At 57.2% G+C, this 21499-nt stretch carries 19 protein-coding genes and 4 tRNA genes; all 23 read right to left on the bottom strand.

What is annotated here, in order from left to right; genetic code table 11:
- Nucleotides 1-4: 4 nt before the first annotated feature.
- A complete protein-coding gene (gene rplB, locus IFT80_RS12285) occupies nucleotides 5-829 on the bottom strand; it encodes a 50S ribosomal protein L2 (protein WP_122475653.1) in 825 nt (274 codons plus the stop codon).
- Nucleotides 830-843: 14 nt separating this feature from the next.
- The gene (gene rplW, locus IFT80_RS12280) at nucleotides 844-1143 is read right to left on the bottom strand and encodes a 50S ribosomal protein L23 (RefSeq protein ID WP_002555488.1); all 300 of its coding nucleotides are present in this window, start codon (nucleotides 1141-1143) and stop codon (nucleotides 844-846) included.
- Nucleotides 1140-1742, bottom strand: a complete 603-nt coding sequence (gene rplD / locus IFT80_RS12275; RefSeq protein WP_043192522.1) for a 50S ribosomal protein L4 — start codon at nucleotides 1740-1742, stop codon at nucleotides 1140-1142. The genes rplW and rplD overlap by 4 nt, the downstream gene beginning before the upstream one ends.
- Nucleotides 1743-1754: 12 nt before the next feature.
- Entirely contained in the window at nucleotides 1755-2390 is a 636-nt protein-coding gene (gene rplC / locus IFT80_RS12270; RefSeq protein ID WP_192137643.1) for a 50S ribosomal protein L3, read from the bottom strand.
- 81 nt (nucleotides 2391-2471) lie between these two features.
- On the bottom strand, nucleotides 2472-2783 hold the full coding sequence (gene rpsJ / locus IFT80_RS12265) for a 30S ribosomal protein S10 (protein WP_003186070.1): 312 nt from the start codon (nucleotides 2781-2783) through the stop codon (nucleotides 2472-2474).
- Nucleotides 2784-2924: 141 nt separating this feature from the next.
- Nucleotides 2925-4118 (bottom strand): elongation factor Tu, encoded by a 1194-nt coding sequence (gene tuf, locus IFT80_RS12260; RefSeq protein ID WP_122475655.1) that lies wholly within the window; start codon nucleotides 4116-4118, stop codon nucleotides 2925-2927.
- A gap of 30 nt (nucleotides 4119-4148) precedes the next feature.
- Nucleotides 4149-6254 carry an elongation factor G gene (gene fusA, locus IFT80_RS12255; protein WP_122475656.1) on the bottom strand — a complete coding sequence of 702 codons (2106 nt, stop codon included), beginning with the start codon at nucleotides 6252-6254 and terminating at the stop codon, nucleotides 4149-4151.
- 30 nt (nucleotides 6255-6284) lie between these two features.
- Nucleotides 6285-6755, bottom strand: coding sequence for a 30S ribosomal protein S7 (gene rpsG, locus IFT80_RS12250; protein WP_010490886.1), 471 nt, complete (start codon nucleotides 6753-6755; stop codon nucleotides 6285-6287).
- Nucleotides 6756-6853: 98 nt separating this feature from the next.
- Nucleotides 6854-7225: a 30S ribosomal protein S12 gene (gene rpsL, locus IFT80_RS12245; protein WP_003186084.1), complete on the bottom strand. Its 372-nt coding sequence runs from the start codon at nucleotides 7223-7225 to the stop codon at nucleotides 6854-6856.
- A gap of 219 nt (nucleotides 7226-7444) precedes the next feature.
- Entirely contained in the window at nucleotides 7445-11644 is a 4200-nt protein-coding gene (rpoC, locus tag IFT80_RS12240) for a DNA-directed RNA polymerase subunit beta' (protein ID WP_122475658.1), read from the bottom strand.
- Nucleotides 11645-11708: 64 nt separating this feature from the next.
- Nucleotides 11709-15782 (bottom strand): DNA-directed RNA polymerase subunit beta, encoded by a 4074-nt coding sequence (gene rpoB, locus IFT80_RS12235; protein ID WP_185795442.1) that lies wholly within the window; start codon nucleotides 15780-15782, stop codon nucleotides 11709-11711.
- Nucleotides 15783-15998: 216 nt separating this feature from the next.
- On the bottom strand, nucleotides 15999-16364 hold the full coding sequence (gene rplL, locus IFT80_RS12230; protein ID WP_122475662.1) for a 50S ribosomal protein L7/L12: 366 nt from the start codon (nucleotides 16362-16364) through the stop codon (nucleotides 15999-16001).
- A gap of 78 nt (nucleotides 16365-16442) precedes the next feature.
- Nucleotides 16443-16943 carry a 50S ribosomal protein L10 gene (rplJ, locus tag IFT80_RS12225; protein ID WP_122475664.1) on the bottom strand — a complete coding sequence of 167 codons (501 nt, stop codon included), beginning with the start codon at nucleotides 16941-16943 and terminating at the stop codon, nucleotides 16443-16445.
- Between the two features lie 203 nt (nucleotides 16944-17146).
- Complete coding sequence (gene rplA / locus IFT80_RS12220) at nucleotides 17147-17842, bottom strand: 50S ribosomal protein L1 (RefSeq protein WP_043192511.1); 696 nt, start codon at nucleotides 17840-17842, stop codon at nucleotides 17147-17149.
- Complete coding sequence (gene rplK / locus IFT80_RS12215; RefSeq protein WP_043192510.1) at nucleotides 17842-18273, bottom strand: 50S ribosomal protein L11; 432 nt, start codon at nucleotides 18271-18273, stop codon at nucleotides 17842-17844. Before rplK ends, rplA begins: the two co-directional genes overlap by 1 nt.
- 115 nt (nucleotides 18274-18388) lie before the next feature.
- The gene (nusG, locus tag IFT80_RS12210; RefSeq protein ID WP_010443972.1) at nucleotides 18389-18922 is read right to left on the bottom strand and encodes a transcription termination/antitermination protein NusG; all 534 of its coding nucleotides are present in this window, start codon (nucleotides 18920-18922) and stop codon (nucleotides 18389-18391) included.
- A gap of 9 nt (nucleotides 18923-18931) precedes the next feature.
- Nucleotides 18932-19300, bottom strand: a complete 369-nt coding sequence (secE, locus tag IFT80_RS12205; protein WP_192058315.1) for a preprotein translocase subunit SecE — start codon at nucleotides 19298-19300, stop codon at nucleotides 18932-18934.
- 45 nt (nucleotides 19301-19345) lie between these two features.
- Nucleotides 19346-19421 (bottom strand) — tRNA-Trp (locus tag IFT80_RS12200).
- A 209-nt stretch (nucleotides 19422-19630) separates the two neighbouring features.
- Nucleotides 19631-19706: transfer RNA gene (locus IFT80_RS12195), tRNA-Thr, on the bottom strand.
- Between the two features lie 26 nt (nucleotides 19707-19732).
- Nucleotides 19733-19806, bottom strand: a tRNA-Gly gene (locus IFT80_RS12190).
- Nucleotides 19807-19830: 24 nt separating this feature from the next.
- Nucleotides 19831-19915, bottom strand: a tRNA-Tyr gene (locus IFT80_RS12185).
- A 290-nt stretch (nucleotides 19916-20205) separates the two neighbouring features.
- Complete coding sequence (locus IFT80_RS12180) at nucleotides 20206-20370, bottom strand: hypothetical protein (protein WP_163007395.1); 165 nt, start codon at nucleotides 20368-20370, stop codon at nucleotides 20206-20208.
- 2 nt (nucleotides 20371-20372) lie between these two features.
- The gene (birA, locus tag IFT80_RS12175) at nucleotides 20373-21362 is read right to left on the bottom strand and encodes a bifunctional biotin--[acetyl-CoA-carboxylase] ligase/biotin operon repressor BirA (protein ID WP_192137642.1); all 990 of its coding nucleotides are present in this window, start codon (nucleotides 21360-21362) and stop codon (nucleotides 20373-20375) included.
- Nucleotides 21363-21499: the final 137 nt, after the last annotated feature.

Here is a 21499-nt window from a genome sequence, read left to right as displayed (position 1 = left end):
CTATTTACTTGCGACGACGGACGATCATTTTGTCGGTACGCTTATTACCACGAGTCTTCGCGCCCTTAGTCGGGAAGCCCCATGGCGATACCGGATGACGACCACCGGAGGTACGACCTTCACCACCACCATGTGGGTGGTCAACCGGGTTCATGGCAACACCACGAACGGTTGGGCGAACGCCACGCCAGCGTTTGGCACCGGCTTTACCCAGCGAACGCAGGCTGTGCTCGGAGTTCGAGACTTCGCCCAGCGTTGCGCGGCACTCGGACAGCACTTTGCGCATTTCGCCCGAACGCAGGCGCAGGGTCACGTAGACACCTTCACGAGCGATCAGCTGAGCCGAAGCACCAGCGGAGCGAGCGATCTGAGCACCTTTGCCAGGCTTCAATTCGATGCCGTGGATGGTGCTACCGACCGGGATGTTGCGCAGCTGCAGCGAGTTGCCTGGCTTGATCGGTGCCAGAGCACCTGCAATCAGCTGGTCGCCAGCGCTCACGCCTTTCGGTGCGAGGATGTAGCGACGCTCGCCGTCTGCGTACAGAACCAGAGCAATGTGAGCAGTACGGTTAGGATCGTATTCAATGCGCTCGACGGTGGCAGTGATGCCATCCTTGTCGTTGCGACGGAAGTCGATCATGCGGTAATGCTGCTTGTGACCACCACCGATGTGACGGGTGGTAATGCGGCCATTGTTGTTACGACCACCAGTCTTCGATTTTTTCTCGAGCAGCGGTGCGTGAGGAGCGCCTTTATGCAGCTCCTGGTTGACCACCTTGACCACGAAACGGCGGCCAGGGGAAGTCGGTTTGCATTTAACGATTGCCATGATGCACCCCTTCCTTACTCAGCACTGCTGCTGAAATCGAGATCTTGGCCTGGCTGAAGGGAGATAACTGCCTTCTTCCAGTCATTACGCTTGCCCAGACCGCGAGCAGTGCGCTTGCTTTTACCCAGTACGTTCAGGGTAGTAACACGCTCTACTTTCACGCTGAACAGGCTTTCGACGGCCTTCTTGATTTCCAGCTTGGTTGCGTCGGTAGCAACCTTGAAAACGAACTGACCTTTCTTGTCTGCCAGAACCGTAGCCTTCTCGGAAACGTGCGGGCCAAGCAGAACTTTAAATACGCGTTCCTGGTTCATCCCAGCAGCTCCTCGAATTTCTTCACGGCCGACACGGTGATCAACACCTTGTCGTATGCGATCAGACTAACTGGGTCGGAACCTTGGACGTCACGTACATCGACGTGCGGCAGGTTGCGAGCAGCCAGGTACAGGTTCTCGTCGACGGAGTCCGATACGATCAGAACGTCGGTAAGGCCCATGCCATTCAGCTTGCCCAGCAGGTCTTTGGTTTTCGGTGCTTCGACAGCGAAGTCCTGAACCACGACCAGACGGTCGGTACGCACCAGCTCAGCAAGGATGGAGCGCAGTGCTGCGCGATACATCTTCTTGTTCAGCTTCTGGGTGTGATCCTGAGGACGAGCTGCGAAAGTGGTACCACCGCCACGCCAGATAGGGCTACGGATAGTACCGGCACGAGCACGGCCGGTACCCTTCTGACGCCAAGGGCGCTTACCGCCACCACGAACGTCGGAACGGGTCTTTTGCTGCTTACTGCCCTGACGACCGCCAGCCATGTAGGCCACGACTGCCTGGTGCACCAGCGTCTCGTTGAACTCGCCGCCGAAGGTCAGTTCGGAAACTTCGATCGCCTGAGCGTCATTTACATTTAATTGCATTTTCGCTTCCCCTTAACCGCGAGCCTTGGCTGCCGGACGCACAACCAGGTTGCCGCCGGTTGCGCCAGGAACAGCACCCTTGACGAGCAGCAGATTGCGTTCAGCGTCGACGCGCACAACTTCCAGGGACTGCACGGTCACGCGCTCAGCGCCCATATGACCGGACATTTTTTTGCCCTTGAATACACGGCCAGGAGTCTGGCACTGGCCGATGGAGCCAGGGACGCGGTGGGAAACGGAGTTACCGTGCGTGTTGTCTTGACCGCGGAAGTTCCAACGCTTGATGGTACCGGCAAAGCCTTTACCTTTGGACTGACCGGTAACATCTACCAGTTGGCCCGCTGCGAAGAGTTCAGCATTGATCAAGTCGCCAGCCTGGTAGTCGCCTTCTGCAAGGCGGAATTCCCAGACGCCACGACCGGCAGCAACGTTCGCCTTGGCGAAGTGACCTGCTTGAGCAGCAGTCACACGCGAAGCACGACGCTCGCCGACAGTGACTTGCACTGCACGATAGCCATCAGTTTCTTCAGTTTTAAACTGGGTGACGCGATTCGGCTCGATCTCAATGACCGTGACCGGAATGGAGACACCTTCTTCGGTGAAAATACGGGTCATACCGCATTTACGACCGACTACACCAATAGTCATGTTGTAAACCTCATGAGTGTACGGGGCTTTCACCCGCTATGGCCGCCCATTTCAGAGCGTTACACGACTAAGACCCAAGTCTTAGCCGAGGCTGATCTGCACTTCCACACCTGCCGCAAGATCAAGCTTCATCAGCGCGTCAACGGTTTTGTCCGTTGGCTGGACGATGTCCAGAACACGCTTATGAGTGCGGATCTCGTACTGGTCGCGCGCGTCTTTGTTGACGTGCGGGGAAACCAGAACGGTGAACCGCTCTTTACGGGTAGGAAGTGGAATTGGACCACGCACCTGAGCACCAGTACGTTTCGCGGTTTCCACGATTTCCTGGGTGGATTGGTCGATCAGGCGATGGTCAAAAGCCTTCAACCTGATACGGATTTGCTGATTTTGCATTGGATTTCAGACTCCGGCTGCTGTTCCCACCGGGCGCAATGCACCCGTTAAAAGGAGGCGCAATTCTATAGACGCGCCCATCGAGTGTCAACCCAATAAAAAAGCCCCCGCTAAGCGGGGGCCTTTTCAAACGATCAACGATTACTCGATGATTTTGGCTACGACGCCAGCGCCGACGGTACGACCGCCTTCACGGATAGCGAAACGCAGACCGTCTTCCATTGCGATGGTCTTGATCAGGGTGACAACCATTTTGATGTTGTCGCCTGGCATTACCATTTCAACGCCTTCCGGCAGTTCGCAGTTACCGGTCACGTCAGTGGTCCGGAAGTAGAACTGTGGACGGTAGCCTTTGAAGAACGGAGTGTGACGACCGCCTTCTTCCTTGCTCAGCACGTAGACTTCAGCTTCGAACTTGGTGTGCGGCTTGACCGAACCCGGCTTGACCAGAACCTGGCCACGCTCGACGTCGTCACGCTTGGTGCCGCGCAGCAGCACGCCGCAGTTCTCGCCAGCACGACCTTCGTCCAGCAGCTTGCGGAACATTTCAACGCCTGTGCAGGTGGTGACGGTGGTGTCACGCAGACCTACGATTTCCAGCGAATCCTGAACCTTGACGATGCCGCGCTCGATACGACCGGTAACAACGGTACCGCGACCGGAGATCGAGAACACGTCTTCGATTGGCATCAGGAATGGCTTGTCGATGACACGGACTGGATCTGGGATGTAGCTGTCCAGAGTCTCAACCAGTTTACGAACGGAGCTGGTGCCCATTTCGTTGTCGTCTTTGCCTTCCAGCGCCATACGAGCCGAACCGATGATGATCGGAGTGTCGTCGCCTGGGAAGTCGTAGGTCGACAGCAGGTCACGAACTTCCATCTCTACCAGTTCCAGCAGCTCGGCGTCGTCTACCAGGTCGGCCTTGTTCAGGTAAACCACGATGTACGGAACGCCAACCTGGCGGGACAGCAGGATGTGCTCACGGGTTTGTGGCATCGGACCATCAGCGGCCGAGCAAACCAGAATCGCGCCGTCCATCTGGGCAGCACCGGTGATCATGTTCTTCACATAGTCAGCGTGACCTGGGCAGTCAACGTGAGCGTAGTGACGGATCAGCGAGTTGTATTCAACGTGCGCGGTGTTGATGGTGATACCACGAGCTTTTTCTTCTGGAGCGCTGTCGATCTTGTCGAAGTCGACGATTGCGGAACCGAAAACTTCGGAGCAAACGCGAGTCAGAGCAGCAGTCAGAGTGGTTTTACCGTGGTCAACGTGACCAATGGTGCCAACGTTGACGTGCGGTAGGGAACGATCAAATTTTTCTTTAGCCACGACAATTAACTCCTTGCCTAAAGGACTGAATCAGCCTTGTTTTTTGGATACAGTTTCAGCGATGTGCGCCGGAGCTGTGTTGTATTTTTTGAATTCCATAGAGTAGCTTGCGCGACCCTGGGACATGGAGCGAACGTCGGTCGCATAACCGAACATCTCACCCAACGGAACCTCGGCGCGAATCACTTTGCCGGAAACCGTATCTTCCATACCCAAGATCATGCCGCGACGACGGTTAAGGTCGCCCATGACATCACCCATGTAGTCTTCAGGTGTAACAACTTCTACCGCCATGATCGGCTCAAGCAACTCACCACCGCCCTTCTGGGCCAGTTGCTTGGTTGCCATGGAGGCAGCGACCTTGAACGCCATCTCGTTGGAGTCGACGTCGTGGTAGGAACCGTCGAAAACGGTCGCTTTCAGGCCGATCAGCGGATAGCCGGCAACAACACCGTTCTTCATCTGCTCTTCGATACCCTTCTGAATCGCCGGGATGTATTCCTTGGGAACCACACCACCGACGACTTCGTTCACGAATTGCAGACCTTCCTGACCTTCGTCAGCAGGGGCAAAACGGATCCAGCAGTGACCAAACTGACCACGACCGCCGGACTGACGAACGAACTTGCCTTCGATTTCACAGTTCTTCGTGATGCGCTCACGATAGGAAACCTGAGGCTTACCGATGTTGGCTTCGACGTTGAACTCACGGCGCATCCGGTCAACCAGGATGTCCAGGTGCAGCTCGCCCATGCCGGAGATGATCGTCTGACCAGTCTCTTCATCGGTTTTAACGCGGAAAGATGGATCTTCCTGAGCAAGCTTGCCCAGAGCGATACCCATTTTTTCCTGGTCATCCTTGGTCTTGGGCTCTACGGCAACCGAAATAACCGGCTCCGGGAAGTCCATGCGAACGAGGATGATCGGCTTGTCACCGTTGCACAAGGTTTCACCAGTGGTGACGTCCTTCATGCCGATCAAGGCCGCGATGTCGCCAGCGCGTACTTCCTTGATCTCTTCGCGGGCGTTGGCGTGCATCTGCACCATACGACCCACGCGCTCTTTCTTGCCCTTGACCGAGTTGATCACGCCGTCGCCGGAGTTCAACACGCCCGAGTAAACACGGACGAAGGTCAGGGTACCCACGAATGGGTCAGTGGCAATTTTGAATGCCAGAGCGGAAAACGGTTCTGCGTCGTCTGCATGACGCTCCAGCTCGATGGTCTCGTCATCCGGGTCAGTACCCTTGATGGCAGGAATATCGACCGGAGCCGGCAGGTAGTCGATCACAGCATCGAGAACCAGGGGAACGCCCTTGTTCTTGAACGAGGAACCGCAAACAGCCAAGACGATCTCGCCAGCGATGGTACGCTGACGCAGAGCAGCCTTGATTTCGTCGTTGGTGAGTTCTTCACCTTCGAGGTACTTGTTCATCAGCTCTTCGTTGGCTTCAGCCGCAGCTTCGACCATGTTGTTGCGCCATTCGTCAGCCAGTTCCTGCAGCTCGGCAGGGATAGGCTTGCGAACAGGAACCATGCCTTTGTCAGCATCGTTCCAGTACACAGCTTCCATGGCCAACAGATCGATCTGGCCCTGGAAATTGTCTTCGGAACCGATAGCCAGCTGGATAGGCACCGGAGTGTGGCCCAAACGCTGCTTGATCTGACCGATCACGCGCAGGAAGTTCGCGCCAGCACGGTCCATCTTGTTTACGTAAACAAGACGAGGAACGCCGTACTTGTTGGCTTGACGCCATACGGTTTCCGACTGAGGCTCTACACCCGAGGTACCACAGAACACAACGACAGCGCCGTCGAGTACGCGCAGGGAACGCTCAACTTCAATGGTGAAGTCTACGTGGCCCGGGGTATCGATGACGTTGAAGCGATGCTCGTCCTTGTACTGCTTCTCGGAGCCCTTCCAGAAGGCGGTGATAGCAGCAGAAGTGATGGTAATACCACGCTCCTGCTCCTGAACCATCCAGTCTGTGGTCGCGGCGCCGTCATGCACCTCGCCCATTTTGTGGCTTTTGCCGGTGTAAAAAAGGACGCGCTCGGTGGTCGTGGTTTTACCAGCGTCCACGTGAGCAACGATACCAATGTTACGGTAGCGGTTAATCGGTGTAGTACGAGCCATAAAGCCCTCGCAAAATTAGTGACGCTGAATTTAGAAGCGGTAGTGCGAGAACGCTTTGTTGGCTTCAGCCATACGGTGAACGTCTTCACGCTTCTTAACTGCAGCACCTTTGCCTTCGGCAGCGTCCAGCAGTTCGCCGGCCAAGCGCAGAGCCATCGACTTTTCACCGCGCTTGCGCGCGAAGTCTACCAGCCAGCGCATTGCCAGGGCGTTACGACGGGACGGACGAACTTCGACCGGAACCTGGTAAGTAGCACCGCCTACACGGCGCGACTTCACTTCGACCAGCGGAGCGATGGCGTCGAGAGCTTTCTCGAAGATTTCCAGGGGGTCGCTGTTCTTGCGTTCTTTAACCTTGTCCAGCGCGCCATAAACGATACGCTCGGCAACGGCTTTCTTGCCGCTTTCCATCACGTGGTTCATGAACTTGGCCAGGATCTGGCTGCCGTATTTTGGATCGTCAAGCACTTCGCGCTTGGCTGCTACGCGTCTTCTTGGCATGGATAAGCCCTCAAACGGTCTTCAGGTTAGCTCGGGACAGGCCCGACCTTACTCTTATCGACTCAGAAAAATAGATAACTGCAGTGTGCAAACGCCGATTACTTCGGACGCTTGGTACCGTACTTCGAACGACCTTGGTTACGACCTTTGACGCCGGAGGTATCCAGGGAGCCGCGAACGGTGTGGTAACGAACACCTGGCAAGTCTTTTACACGACCGCCGCGGATCAGTACCACGCTGTGCTCTTGCAGGTTGTGGCCTTCACCGCCGATGTACGAGGAAACCTCGAAACCGTTGGTCAGGCGCACACGGCATACTTTACGCAGTGCCGAGTTAGGTTTTTTCGGCGTGGTGGTGTACACACGGGTGCACACACCACGACGTTGCGGGCAGTTCTGCAGCGCAGGTACGTCGGATTTCTCGACGATACGCTTGCGCGGCTGACGTACCAGCTGGTTGATAGTTGCCATCTACTAGCTCCACTGTTGTCTTGCGACGCTATTGTCTTGCAAGAAAAGCAAAAATGGCAGGAATCAATCCCGCCAAATTTAGGGGTACAAGAGTCTAAAGAGGATCTCGTCCCCAGTCAAGACAAGGCCCCGGCCTCCCCTGCCAACTCCGCTGCGACATTTTGTGTCGTTGCGGAGTTGGCAAGGGCTACCAGGGCCCCGTCATCACTACCGCTGGTCTCAATTACCGCTTGAGTTCAGCGCTTCGGTCAACGCAGCTTCCACTTCACTGGCGCTGACGCGAGTCGGTTTGTCGAGTTCACGGCGACGCTTGCGCTCGCTGTGATACGCCAGACCGGTACCAGCCGGGATCAGACGACCCACGACCACGTTCTCTTTCAGGCCGCGCAGGTAATCGCGCTTGCCGGTGACTGCCGCTTCGGTCAGTACTCGAGTGGTTTCCTGGAAGGAAGCCGCCGAGATGAACGATTCGGTGGACAACGACGCCTTGGTAATACCCAGCAGCACGCGAGTGAATTTCGAAACGAATTTCTCGTCCGCACTCAGACGCTCGTTCTCACCCAGTACGTGGGTCAGTTCCATCTGGTCGCCCTTGATGAAGCTGCTGTCGCCGGACTCGGAGATTTCGACCTTGCGCAGCATCTGACGCAGAATCGTCTCGATGTGCTTGTCGTTGATCTTCACGCCCTGCAGACGGTACACGTCCTGAATCTCGTTGACGATGTACTTGGCCAGCGCACTCACACCCAGCAAGCGCAGGATGTCATGCGGGTCACTCGGACCGTCCGAGATAACTTCGCCGCGGTTCACTTGTTCGCCTTCGAAGACGTTCAGGTGACGCCACTTCGGAATCAGCTCTTCATACGGATCGGTGCCGTCGTTCGGCGTGATAACCAAGCGGCGTTTGCCTTTGGTTTCCTTGCCGAAAGCGATGGTACCGCTGACTTCCGCCAGGATCGAAGCTTCCTTCGGACGACGCGCTTCGAACAAGTCGGCAACACGCGGCAGACCACCGGTGATGTCGCGAGTCTTCGAAGTTTCCTGTGGAATACGGGCGATAACGTCACCCACACCCACTTGCGCACCATCCGCCACGCCGACCAGGGCGTTGGCTGGCAGGAAGTACTGGGCCGGTACGTCGGTACCTGGCAACAGCAGATCCTTGCCATCGACGCCAACCATCTTCACTGCCGGACGAATTTCCTTGCCCGCAGCTGGACGGTCCTTGGCGTCGAGCACTTCGATGTTGGTCAGGCCGGTCAATTCGTCTGTCTGACGCTTGATCGTGATGCCTTCTTCCATGCCCACGTAGGTCACGGTACCTTTCATCTCGGTGACGATTGGGTGAGTGTGCGGGTCCCACTTGGCCACGATAGCGCCAGCGTCGACCTTGTCGCCTTCCTTCACCGAAATCACTGCACCGTATGGCAGCTTGTAACGTTCGCGCTCACGACCGAACTCGTCGGCAATCGCCAACTCACCCGAACGCGATACTGCAACCAGGTTGCCGTCCAGACGCTCGACGTGCTTCAGGTTATGCAGGCGGACAGTACCGCCGTTCTTCACCTGGACGCTGTCGGCAGCCGAGGTCCGGCTTGCCGCACCACCGATGTGGAACGTACGCATGGTCAGCTGGGTGCCCGGCTCACCGATGGACTGGGCGGCGATAACGCCGACCGCTTCACCGATGTTCACCTGGTGACCGCGAGCCAGATCACGGCCGTAGCACTTGGCGCAGATACCGTAACGGGTTTCGCAGCTGATCGGCGAACGCACGATGACTTCGTCGATGCTGTTGAGCTCGATGAATTCAACCCACTTTTCGTCCACCAGCGTACCGCCTGGAACGATCACCTCGTCGGTGCCAGGCTTGAACACGTCGCGGGCGATCACTCGACCCAGAACGCGCTCGCCCAACGGCTCGACGACGTCACCGCCTTCAATGTGCGGCGTCATCAGCAGACCGTGCTCGGTACCGCAGTCGACTTCGGTAACGACCAGATCCTGTGCAACGTCAACCAGACGGCGAGTCAGATAACCGGAGTTAGCTGTCTTCAACGCGGTATCCGCCAGACCCTTACGAGCACCGTGAGTCGAGATGAAGTACTGAAGTACGCTCAAGCCTTCACGGAAGTTCGCGGTGATCGGCGTCTCGATGATCGAGCCGTCCGGCTTGGCCATCAGGCCACGCATACCGGCCAGCTGGCGAATCTGAGCAGCCGAACCCCGTGCACCGGAGTCAGCCATCATGTACATCGAGTTGAACGATTCCTGGTCCACTTCGTTGCCATGACGATCGATGACCTTCTCTTTCGAGAGGTTCGACATCATTGCCTTGGACACTTCGTCGTTGGCCTTGGACCAAAGGTCGATCACCTTGTTGTACTTCTCGCCCTGGGTTACCAGGCCGGAAGCATACTGGCTCTCGATCTCTTTCACTTCGTCGGTCGCGGTACCGATGATGCGAGCTTTCTCATCCGGGATAACGAAGTCGTTAACACCGATGGAAACGCCGGAAATGGTCGAGTAGGCAAAACCGGTGTACATCAACTGATCAGCGAAAATCACGGTCTCTTTCAAACCAACCACGCGGTAGCACTGGTTGATCAGCTTGGAGATCGCCTTCTTCTTCATCGGCAGGTTGACGACATCGTACGACAGACCTTTTGGCACAACCTGGTACAACAAGGCACGGCCGACAGTGGTGTCGACAATACGAACGTTGCTCACGCTGCCGCCGTCACGGTCGTTGACGGTTTCGTGGATACGCACTTTGACCTTGGCGTGCAGTGCGGCTTCGCCGGCACGGAACACACGGTCAACTTCCTGCAGATCCGCGAACACACGACCTTCGCCTTTGGCGTTGATCGCTTCACGCGTCATGTAGTACAGACCCAATACAACGTCCTGCGACGGAACGATGATTGGCTCACCGTTGGCTGGCGACAGGATGTTGTTGGTCGACATCATCAGCGCACGGGCTTCGAGCTGGGCTTCCAGGGTCAACGGTACGTGGACCGCCATCTGGTCGCCGTCGAAGTCGGCGTTGTACGCAGCACAGACCAGAGGGTGCAGCTGGATAGCCTTGCCTTCGATCAGTACCGGTTCAAACGCCTGGATACCCAGACGGTGAAGGGTCGGTGCACGGTTGAGCAGCACGGGGTGTTCGCGAATCACTTCGGCAAGAACGTCCCATACTTCCGGCAGCTCGCGCTCGACCATCTTCTTGGCGGCCTTGATGGTGGTCGCCAGACCACGCATTTCCAGCTTGCCGAAAATGAACGGCTTGAACAGTTCCAGAGCCATCTTCTTCGGAAGACCACACTGGTGCAGGCGCAGGGTCGGGCCCACGGTAATAACCGAACGACCCGAGTAGTCGACGCGCTTGCCGAGCAAGTTCTGACGGAAACGACCCTGCTTACCCTTGATCATGTCAGCCAGGGACTTCAGGGGACGCTTGTTCGAACCGGTAATGGCACGACCGCGGCGACCGTTGTCGAGCAGTGCATCCACAGCTTCCTGCAGCATGCGCTTTTCGTTGCGCACGATGATGTCGGGAGCCGACAGATCCAGCAGGCGCTTCAAACGGTTGTTGCGGTTGATCACTCGACGATACAGATCGTTGAGGTCGGAAGTCGCAAAGCGACCGCCATCCAGCGGAACCAGTGGACGCAGGTCTGGCGGCAGAACCGGCAGAACGGTCAACACCATCCACTCAGGCAGGTTGCCGGAGCCCTGGAAGGCCTCCATCAACTTCAGGCGCTTGGACAGCTTCTTGATCTTGGTTTCCGAGTTGGTCTGCGGAATCTCTTCGCGCAGGCGGCCAATCTCGTGTTCCAGGTCAATGGCGTGCAGCAGCTCACGAACAGCTTCGGCACCCATGCGGGCATCGAAATCGTCGCCGAACTCTTCGAGTGCTTCGAAGTACTGCTCGTCGTTCAGCAGCTGACCCTTTTCAAGGGTGGTCATGCCCGGGTCGATAACGACATAGCTCTCGAAGTAGAGAACGCGCTCGATATCACGCAGGGTCATGTCCATCAGCAGGCCGATACGGGACGGCAGCGACTTCAGGAACCAGATGTGGGCGACTGGCGAAGCCAGTTCGATGTGAGCCATGCGCTCGCGGCGAACCTTGGCCAGTGCAACTTCGACGCCGCACTTCTCGCAGATCACGCCACGGTGCTTCAAGCGCTTGTACTTGCCGCACAGGCACTCGTAGTCCTTGACCGGGCCAAAGATCTTGGCGCAGAACAAGCCGTCACGCTCGGGCTTGAACGTACGGTAGTTGATGGTTTCCGGCTTTTTAACTTCACCGAAGGACCACGAACGGATCATTTCAGGCGACGCGAGGCCGATACGGATCGCATCGAACTCTTCGACTTGACCCTGGTTTTTCAGCAAATTCAGTAGGTCTTTCAAGGCCTTTCCTCCTGGCGGAGCAGGGAGTGGACGGTAGCCGCCCACTCCCGATTCGCGTCACGTGTTATTCGGTTTCCAGATCGATGTCGATACCCAGAGAACGAATCTCTTTGATCAGCACGTTGAAGGACTCGGGCATTCCCGGCTCCATACGGTGATCGCCGTCCACGATGTTCTTGTACATCTTGGTACGGCCGTTCACATCGTCCGACTTCACTGTGAGCATTTCTTGCAGGGTGTATGCCGCGCCGTATGCTTCCAGCGCCCACACTTCCATCTCCCCGAAACGCTGACCACCGAACTGCGCCTTGCCACCCAGCGGCTGCTGGGTAACCAAGCTGTAGGAACCAGTGGAACGCGCGTGCATCTTGTCGTCCACCAAGTGGTTCAGCTTCAGCATGTACATGTAGCCAACGGTGACCGGACGCTCGAACTTGTTGCCGGTACGACCATCGAACAGCTGCATCTGGCCGCTTTCCGGCATGTCGGCCAGTTTCAGCATGGCCTTGATTTCGCTTTCCTTGGCACCGTCGAACACCGGGGTGGCCATTGGAACGCCGCCCTTGAGGTTCTTCGCCAGGTCCAGGATTTCCTGGTCGGAGAAGGTTTCCAGCTGCTCTTGACGGCCACCGATCTCGTTGTAGATCTCGGTCAGGAACTTGCGCAGATCAGCTACCTTACGCTGCTCTTCGAGCATGGTGTTGATCTTCTCGCCCAGGCCCTTGGCCGCGAGGCCCAGGTGGGTTTCGAGAATCTGACCAACGTTCATGCGCGATGGTACACCCAGAGGGTTGAGTACCACGTCCACCGGCGTACCGTTGGCGTCGTGCGGCATGTCCTCGACAGGCATGATCACCGAGACCACACCTTTGTTACCGTGACGACCGGCCATCTTGTCACCCGGCTGGATGCGACGGCGGATGGCCAGGTAGACCTTGACGATCTTCAGCACGCCTGGAGCCAGGTCATCGCCTTGCTGCAGCTTGCGCTTCTTGTCTTCGAACTTGTCGTCCAGCAGACGGCGGCGATCGACGATATAGGCCTGAGCCTTCTCGAGCTGCTCGTTGAGCGCGTCTTCGGCCATGCGCAGCTTGAACCACTGACCGTGTTCCAGGCCGTCGAGGACCTCGTGGGTGACCTCGGTACCTTTCTTCAGGCCAGCGCCGCCTTCGACCATCTGCCCCATCAGGGCCGAGCGCAGACGTTCGAAGGTCGCGCCTTCGACGATGCGGAACTCTTCGTTCAGGTCCTTGCGGATTTCGTCCAGCTGGCTCTTCTCGATCGACAGTGCACGAGCATCACGCTCGACGCCGTCACGGGTGAAGACCTGTACGTCGATGACGGTACCCTTGGTGCCGGTAGGCACGCGCAGGGAGGTGTCCTTAACGTCGCTGGCCTTCTCGCCGAAGATCGCACGCAGCAGTTTTTCTTCCGGAGTCAGTTGGGTCTCGCCTTTCGGAGTGACCTTGCCGACCAGGATGTCGCCGGCGCCGACTTCGGCACCTACGTAAACGATACCGGCTTCGTCCAGCTTGTTCAGCGCCGCTTCGCCCACATTCGGGATGTCGGCAGTGATTTCCTCTGGGCCAAGCTTGGTGTCACGGGCCACACAGGTCAGTTCCTGGATGTGGATCGTGGTGAAGCGATCTTCCTGAACCACACGCTCGGACAGGCAGATGGAGTCTTCGAAGTTGAAGCCGTTCCACGCCATGAACGCGATGCGCATGTTCTGACCCAGCGCCAGCTCACCCATGTCGGTGGACGGACCGTCGGCCATGATGTCGCTGCGCTGAACCACGTCCCCCTTGTTCACCAGCGGACGCTGGTTGATGCAGGTGTTCTGGTTCGAGCGGGTGTACTTGGTCAGGTTGTAGATGTCGACACCGGCTTCGCCAGTCTCGACTTCGTCATCGGCAACCCGGACCACGATACGGCTGGCATCGACGGAGTCGATCACGCCACCGCGACGAGCCACGACGCAGACGCCGGAGTCACGGGCAACGTTGCGCTCCATGCCGGTACCTACCAGCGGCTTGTCGGCACGCAGGGTCGGTACAGCCTGACGCTGCATGTTCGAGCCCATCAACGCACGGTTGGCGTCATCGTGCTCGAGAAACGGAATCAGCGATGCGGCAACCGAGACGACCTGCTTGGGCGAAACGTCCATCAAGGTGACGTCTTCCGGCGCCTTGACGGTGAATTCGTTCAAGTGACGTACGGCCACCAGCTCGTCGATCAGAACCTTCTTGTCGTTCATCGTGGCCGAAGCCTGAGCGATCACGTGATCGGCCTCTTCGATGGCGGACAGGAACACGATCTCGTCGGTGACCAGAGCGTCCTTCACCACACGGTACGGGCTTTCCAGGAAGCCGTACTGGTTGGTGCGCGCATAGGCCGCCAGGGAGTTGATCAAGCCGATGTTCGGACCTTCCGGCGTTTCGATCGGGCACACGCGACCGTAGTGCGTCGGGTGAACGTCGCGCACTTCGAAGCCGGCACGCTCGCGAGTCAAACCACCAGGGCCGAGTGCGGAGACACGACGCTTATGGGTGATCTCGGACAGCGGGTTGTTCTGGTCCATGAACTGCGACAGCTGGCTGGAACCGAAGAACTCTTTCACCGCGGCAGCAACAGGCTTGGCGTTGATCAGGTCCTGCGGCATCAAGCCTTCGCTTTCGGCCATCGACAGGCGTTCCTTGACCGCACGCTCGACGCGTACCAGGCCTACACGGAACTGGTTCTCGGCCATCTCGCCGACGCAGCGAACACGACGGTTACCCAGGTGGTCGATGTCGTCGACGATGCCCTTGCCGTTGCGGATGTCGACCAGGGTCTTCAATACGGCAACGATGTCTTCCTTGCTCAGAACACCCGAACCTTCGATCTCGGTACGACCGATACGACGGTTGAACTTCATCCGGCCGACCGCAGACAGGTCGTAGCGCTCGGGGCTGAAGAACAGGTTGTTGAACAGGGTCTCGGCGGCATCCTTGGTTGGAGGCTCGCCTGGACGCATCATGCGGTAGATTTCCACCAGCGCTTCAAGCTGATTGCCGGTGGAGTCGATCTTCAAGGTGTCGGAGATGAACGGACCACAGTCGATATCGTTGGTATACAACGTCTCGATGCGAACGACCTGCGCCTTGGCGATCTTGAGCAGCAGGTCGGTGGTCAGTTCGGTGTTGCACTCGCACAGGATCTCGCCAGTCGCCGGGTGCACGATGGCCTTGGCCGTGGTGCGACCCAGAACGTAGTCCAGCGGCACTTCCAACTGCTTGATGTTGGCTTTTTCGATCTGGTTGATGTGTCGAGCCGTGATGCGGCGGCCTTGCTCGACAATCACCTTGCCTTTCTCATCGAGGATATCGAGAACGGCAATTTCACCGCGCAGGCGCTGGGGCACCAGTTCCAGGCTGAGCACTTCGCCCTGCACGTGGAATACGTTGGTGGTGTAGAACGCATCGAGGACTTGCTCGGTGCTGTAGCCCAGAGCGCGCAGCAGTACCGAGGCAGGCAGCTTGCGACGACGGTCGATCCGGACGAATACACAGTCTTTCGGATCGAACTCGAAGTCCAGCCAGGAGCCACGGTAAGGAATGATACGGGCCGAATAGAGCAGCTTGCCCGAGCTGTGCGTCTTGCCACGGTCGTGGTCGAAGAACACACCCGGCGAACGGTGCAGCTGGGAAACGATGACGCGCTCGGTACCGTTGATTACGAAGGTACCGTTCTCGGTCATCAGGGGGATTTCCCCCATGTAGACTTCCTGCTCCTTGATGTCCTTGATCGCTTTGTTCGACGATTCTTTGTCGAAAATGATCAGGCGCACTTTCACGCGCAGCGGCACAGCGTAGGTCACGCCACGCAGTACGCACTCTTTGACGTCAAAGGCCGGTTCGCCCAGACGATAACCAACGTACTCCAGAGCAGCGTTGCCGGAGTAGCTGATGATCGGGAAAACGGATTTGAAGGCCGCATGCAGACCGACATCACGGAACTGGTCCTTGGTCGCGCCCGCCTGCAAGAATTCGCGATACGAATCCAGCTGGATAGCCAAGAGGTACGGTACGTCCATGACGTCCGGCAACTTGCTAAAGTCCTTGCGGATACGTTTTTTCTCAGTATATGAGTAAGCCATCAGCGTTCCCCAGCTTGGTCACCTGCTTGTGGCTTCTCCCGACGGGAGCAGCCAGAAAATCGTGCAAACCCCGTGGTTTGCGCCACCCTTGGGTGGTTACAGCGCGTTGCCGGCGTCGACCTGATCGACTGCCAGTAACGGAAAAAGGCCGGTGGCATGAGCCACCAGCCATCAGCCTTTCGCTTGACGCTCGGGCTGGAGACGCAAGGTCGATGCTTACTTCAGCTCGACTTTGGCGCCTGCTTCTTCCAGCGTTGCTTTGGCTTTGTCGGCTGCGTCTTTGGCAACAGCTTCCAGAACCATGGCAGGAGCGCCGTCAACTACAGCCTTGGCTTCTTTCAGGCCCAGACCGGTCAGTTCACGAACTGCCTTGATCACGTTTACTTTCTTCTCGCCAGCTTCCAGCAGCATGACGTTGAATTCGGTTTGCTCTTCAGCAACAACTGCAGCAGCAGCTGGGCCAGCAGAAGCAGCGGCAGCGGAAACGCCGAATTTTTCTTCGAAAGCTTTGATCAGCTCAACAACCTGCAGAACCGACATTTCAGCTACGGCGTTGAGGATATCGTCTTGGGAGATAGACATTGCTGTATTTCCTGAATTGGGGGACGGCCTACACGGCCATCGAAATAAACAAAAAAGCGCGAGAGAAAATGCTCAGCCTCAGGCTGCAGCAGCTTCTTTTTGCTCGCGAACTGCGGCCAGAGTACGAGCCAGCTTGCTGGTAGCGCCTTGAATCACGCTCATCAGCTGCGAAATGGCTTCGTTACGGGTCGGCAGTGTTGCCAGTACGTCGATTTGGTTAGCTGCGAGGAACTTGCCCTCGAACGCAGCTGCCTTGATCTCGAACTTGTCCTGACCCTTGGCGAATTCCTTGAACAAGCGAGCAGCAGCACCCGGGTGTTCGGTAGAGAATGCGATCAGGGTCGGGCCGGTGAACACGTCGTTGAGGACACTGTATTCAGTGTCGGCAACAGCGCGCTTGAGCAGGGTGTTACGTACGACACGTACGTATACGCCAGCTTCACGAGCCTCTTTACGGAGTCCGGTCATAGCGCCTACTGTCACACCACGGGCATCAGCCACGACAGCGGACAGAGCAGCTTTGGCAGCCTCGTTGACTTCAGCGACGATGGCCTTCTTGTCTTCGAGATTAATTGCCACGGGTTTAACTCCTGCTTGTTACCGTTTCATCTGGCCGAAGCCGGATGTCGTTTTGGTGTCTGATTCGGTAAGGAACCGGGAGCACCATCTGCGTAGGCTTGAGGTTTAAGGCTTGCGCCGCCTACGGTCTTGGATAGCCCCCGCCAGGCAGGGACCCCAATTTTTCAGCCAATGGCACGGTCACCCGCGCCACCAGCAAAGTCTTACGCGTCCAGCGAGCCTTGGTCGATGACCAGACCTGGGCCCATGGTGGTGCTCAGGGTGACGCGCTTGACGTAGATGCCTTTCGAGGAAGCCGGCTTGATGCGCTTCAGATCAGCGATCAGGGCTTCAACGTTTTCCTTCAGCTTGACGGCGTCGAAACCGACCTTGCCAACGGAAGTGTGGATGATGCCGTTCTTGTCGGTGCGGTAGCGAACCTGACCAGCCTTGGCATTCTTGACGGCGTTGGCGACGTCTGGCGTCACGGTACCGACTTTCGGGTTAGGCATCAGGCCACGTGGACCGAGGATCTGACCCAATTGACCAACAACGCGCATGGCATCCGGGGATGCGATGACGACGTCATAGTTCAGGTCGCCGCCTTTCATTTCGGCAGCCAGGTCGTCCATGCCTACGCGGTCTGCGCCGGCAGCCAGAGCGGCTTCGGCAGCTGGACCCTGGGTGAACACGGCAACCCGTACGGTCTTGCCAGTGCCGTGCGGCAGCACAGTAGCGCTACGTACGACCTGGTCGGATTTACGTGGGTCAACGCCCAGGTTCACGGCCACGTCAACGGACTCGCTGAACTTGACGGTGGACAGTTCGGTCAGCAGCGCAGCTGCGTCTTCGAAGTTGTACAACTTGCCTGCTTCGATCTTGGAAGCAATAGCTTTTTGGCGCTTGGTCAGCTTAGCCATTACACACCCTCCACGTTGAGGCCCATGGAGCGAGCAGAACCGGCGATGGTACGCACGGCTGCTTCCATGTCAGCGGCAGTCAGGTCCGCATTCTTGGCTTTTGCGATGTCTTCGAGCTGAGCGCGAGTCACGGTACCGACTTTAACGGTGTTCGGACGAGCCGAGCCGCTGGTCAGGCCGGCTGCTTTCTTCAGCAGTACCGAAGCAGGGGTGCTTTTGGTCTCGAAGGTGAAGCTGCGGTCACTGTAGACAGTGATGATTACAGGAGTCGGCAAGCCGGCTTCTTGGCCCTGGGTACGGGCGTTGAAGGCCTTGCAGAATTCCATGATGTTCACGCCATGCTGGCCCAGAGCCGGGCCGACGGGCGGGCTAGGGTTGGCCTGGCCGGCCTTTACTTGCAGCTTGATGTAAGCCGTGATTTTCTTAGCCATGAGCTACTCCACTATTGGGTACGAGCGCCTTTCGGCTCCCCAGTTGCTTGCGTTTTATCCCAGTGACGACAAAACCCCGCAGCTTACGCCTGCGGGGTATGGGATCCGTTTCCAATCAGACCTTTTCGACCTGACTGAACTCGAGCTCTACCGGAGTAGAGCGACCGAAAATGAGCACCGCGACCTGGATCCGGCTCTTTTCGTAATTGACTTCTTCGACGGTGCCGTTGAAATCCGCGAAAGGACCATCGGTCACACGAACGACTTCGCCCGGCTCGAACAGCGTCTTTGGCTTGGGCTTGTCGCTACCGTCAGCGACGCGACGCAGGATAGCTTCAGCTTCCTTGTCGGTAATCGGAGCAGGCTTGTCTGCCGTGCCGCCGATGAAACCCATGACCCGAGGCGTGTCCTTGACCAAGTGCCAAGTACCTTCGTTCATGTCCATCTGAACCAGCACATAGCCTGGAAAGAACTTGCGTTCGCTTTTACGCTTTTGGCCATTTCGCATCTCGACCACTTCTTCAGTGGGGACGAGAATTTCGCCAAAACCGTCTTCCATACCAGCCAGCTTTACACGCTCGATCAAAGAGCGCATAACATGCTTCTCGTAACCCGAGTAAGCATGCACAACGTACCAACGCTTAGCCACGGGACACCCTTAGCCAACAATCAAGGAAACAAGCCAGCCGAGCAGGGAATCGAGCCCCCACAACAGCAACGCCATGACCAGAACGACCGCGACTACGATCAGCGTGGTCTGTGTGGTCTCTTGGCGAGTCGGCCAAACGACTTTACGTATTTCGGTGCGCGCTTCCTTAGCCAGGATGAAGAACGACTTGCCTTTGGCAGTCTGCAGCGCCACATAGGCGGCCACAGCGGCAATAGCGAGAAGCGCAAGCACCCGGTACAGGATCGGCGACGAAGAGTAGTACTGATTACCAACCACGCCAACCACAACCAAAGCGATAACAACGAGCCACTTCAGCAGATCGAAACGAGATTCTGGGGCTTCAGCCTTGGGAGTCATCTAGGAGGATCCTGTGAAAAGAAAGCCAGACACACCGAGTGAATCTGGCAGGTCAGGAGGGAATCGAACCCCCAACCTACGGTTTTGGAGACCGTCGCTCTGCCAATTGAGCTACTGACCTAAAACAAATCAGGCCGAACATTATGCCGACCCGGGAAAGCTATTTCAACACCTGATTGGACTGCCATGTTGCGCAAGGAGACATCAATCACCCCTGGCACAGACCTCACAACCCAAGATGCCAACAGCAGAGATGCGCAACACCCACAGGAGCGACACACACCTACCATTAAAACAAAGGCAGATATTTTCATATCTGCCTTGCAAAAATGGAGCTCTTGAGCGGATTTGAACCGCTGACCTCACCCTTACCAAGGGTGTGCTCTACCAACTGAGCTACAAGAGCTTGAAACCATGCACAAACAGCAAACTTGGAGCGGGTAGCGGGAATCGAACCCGCATCATCAGCTTGGAAGGCTGAGGTTCTACCACTAAACTATACCCGCGGAGCTTGCAGCTCACGCTAAAAATGGTGGAGGGAGAAGGATTCGAACCTTCGAAGTCGTAGACGTCAGATTTACAGTCTGATCCCTTTGGCCGCTCGGGAACCCCTCCTTAACGTGGCGGCATTTTACGCTATGCCACCTCACTGTCAAGCTTTTTCTCATTAAAATCTTGAGGTTAGCTACATCGACAGCTGTTTCACAGCGCTGGGCTTTCGCACCATCGCTGTGAAGCGGGCGCCATTCTATGCAAACCATCAGGGCCTGGCAATACCCCAGATCAGATTATTTTATGTTTTAAGTCATTGAATTCATTGGGGCCGAACATACACCCACTCACTCGGGGAGGATCGCTCACCGCACTGGCGGGACAAGCGTGCCGAGCGCGTCCCATGAGAATGCTCAGCGCTGGGTTTCAGTCTTTTCGTTCAGCAGCTGGATGTGGTGCCTCTCACCCTTGTAGGTAGACAGGGGCGCCAACTCTTTGGGCCGCACGGGAAGCTCCTGGTGGTGCCACCCGGCATAGAACACGTTGAGGACCAACAGCAGTAGTACAAGCCAACGCATCGTCACTCCCCCCTCGGATCGGAAACTGCGGAAGGCCCGCTGTCTCCTACAAGGCGCAGACTGAGTTCTCCGCCACTGAACACCTGTTCGATGCCACCTACAGAAAGCCGCAGGCCACCTTGGCCATCTATTCCCAACACCCGGCCTTCAATGGCCTTCAACCCGGCACTGAGGACGACAGCCCTGCCCTGCCAAGCATGCAGCCCCTCCCACTCCTCCCGCAACTGCTCGAACCCGGACAGTGCGTGACGCTCCAGGTGACTCTGAAGCTGCACGTTGAGTTCAGCAACCAAGTCATTGCGATCGACCAGGCTCATCCGCTGCAGGCGTACGGAAGTCCAAGGCCGATCCACCGCCGTGTTCTGCCTCATATTCACATTGATACCAATACCGATGACGACATGACATACATCACTGGGATCGCCAACCAGCTCCAGCAGTATTCCTGCGAGCTTCTTGTCTCCCACCAGAATGTCGTTAGGCCACTTGAGCCTTGCCTCGCTTACACCTTGCGCATGCAGCGCTCGGACCACGGCAAGCCCCACCACAAGGCTCAAGCCTTCCAGGCGAGCCATACCCCCTTCGATACGCAGCGCCAGGCTGTAGTAGAGATTTTGCGCATAGGGACTTACCCAAGGCCTACCCCGCCGGCCCCGTCCCGCTGTCTGCTGCTCTGCAACGATCAAGAGCGGCATCTGGCTCCCGTCAGCGACGGCACGCAATGCTTCGGCATTGGTGGAGTCGACGCTATGCATGACACGCAGCTCCCAGCCCGCTGGAGCGCTTGCCGCAAGTGTCTCGCTGGAGAGCGCAGAAACAGGATCGGCAAGGCGATAGCCTTTGCCGCGCACTTTGTGCACATCGATGCCCAGTTCGGCTTGCAGCTGCTGCAGCTGCTTCCACACAGCACTGCGGCTGACCCCCAGAGCCTCGCCCAGCGCTTCGCCCGAGTGAAAATGACCGTCTTTAAGTAGATCCAGCAATGGTGACATAGCGAACTCGGCGTCTCGGTAGGGCGCAATGATAGCGATGGCGGACACTGATTTGAAACGCTAAAAAGACAAAACCCCTACCTGCTTGCGCAGATAGGGGTTTCGGAATTGAATCTTGACGATGACCTACTCTCACA

It is taken from the genome of Pseudomonas sp. CFBP 8771 (assembly GCF_014841695.1).
GTDB classification, from domain to species: Bacteria; Pseudomonadota; Gammaproteobacteria; order Pseudomonadales; family Pseudomonadaceae; genus Aquipseudomonas; species Aquipseudomonas baltica.
This window is presented reverse-complemented; position numbering and strand designations above follow the sequence as displayed.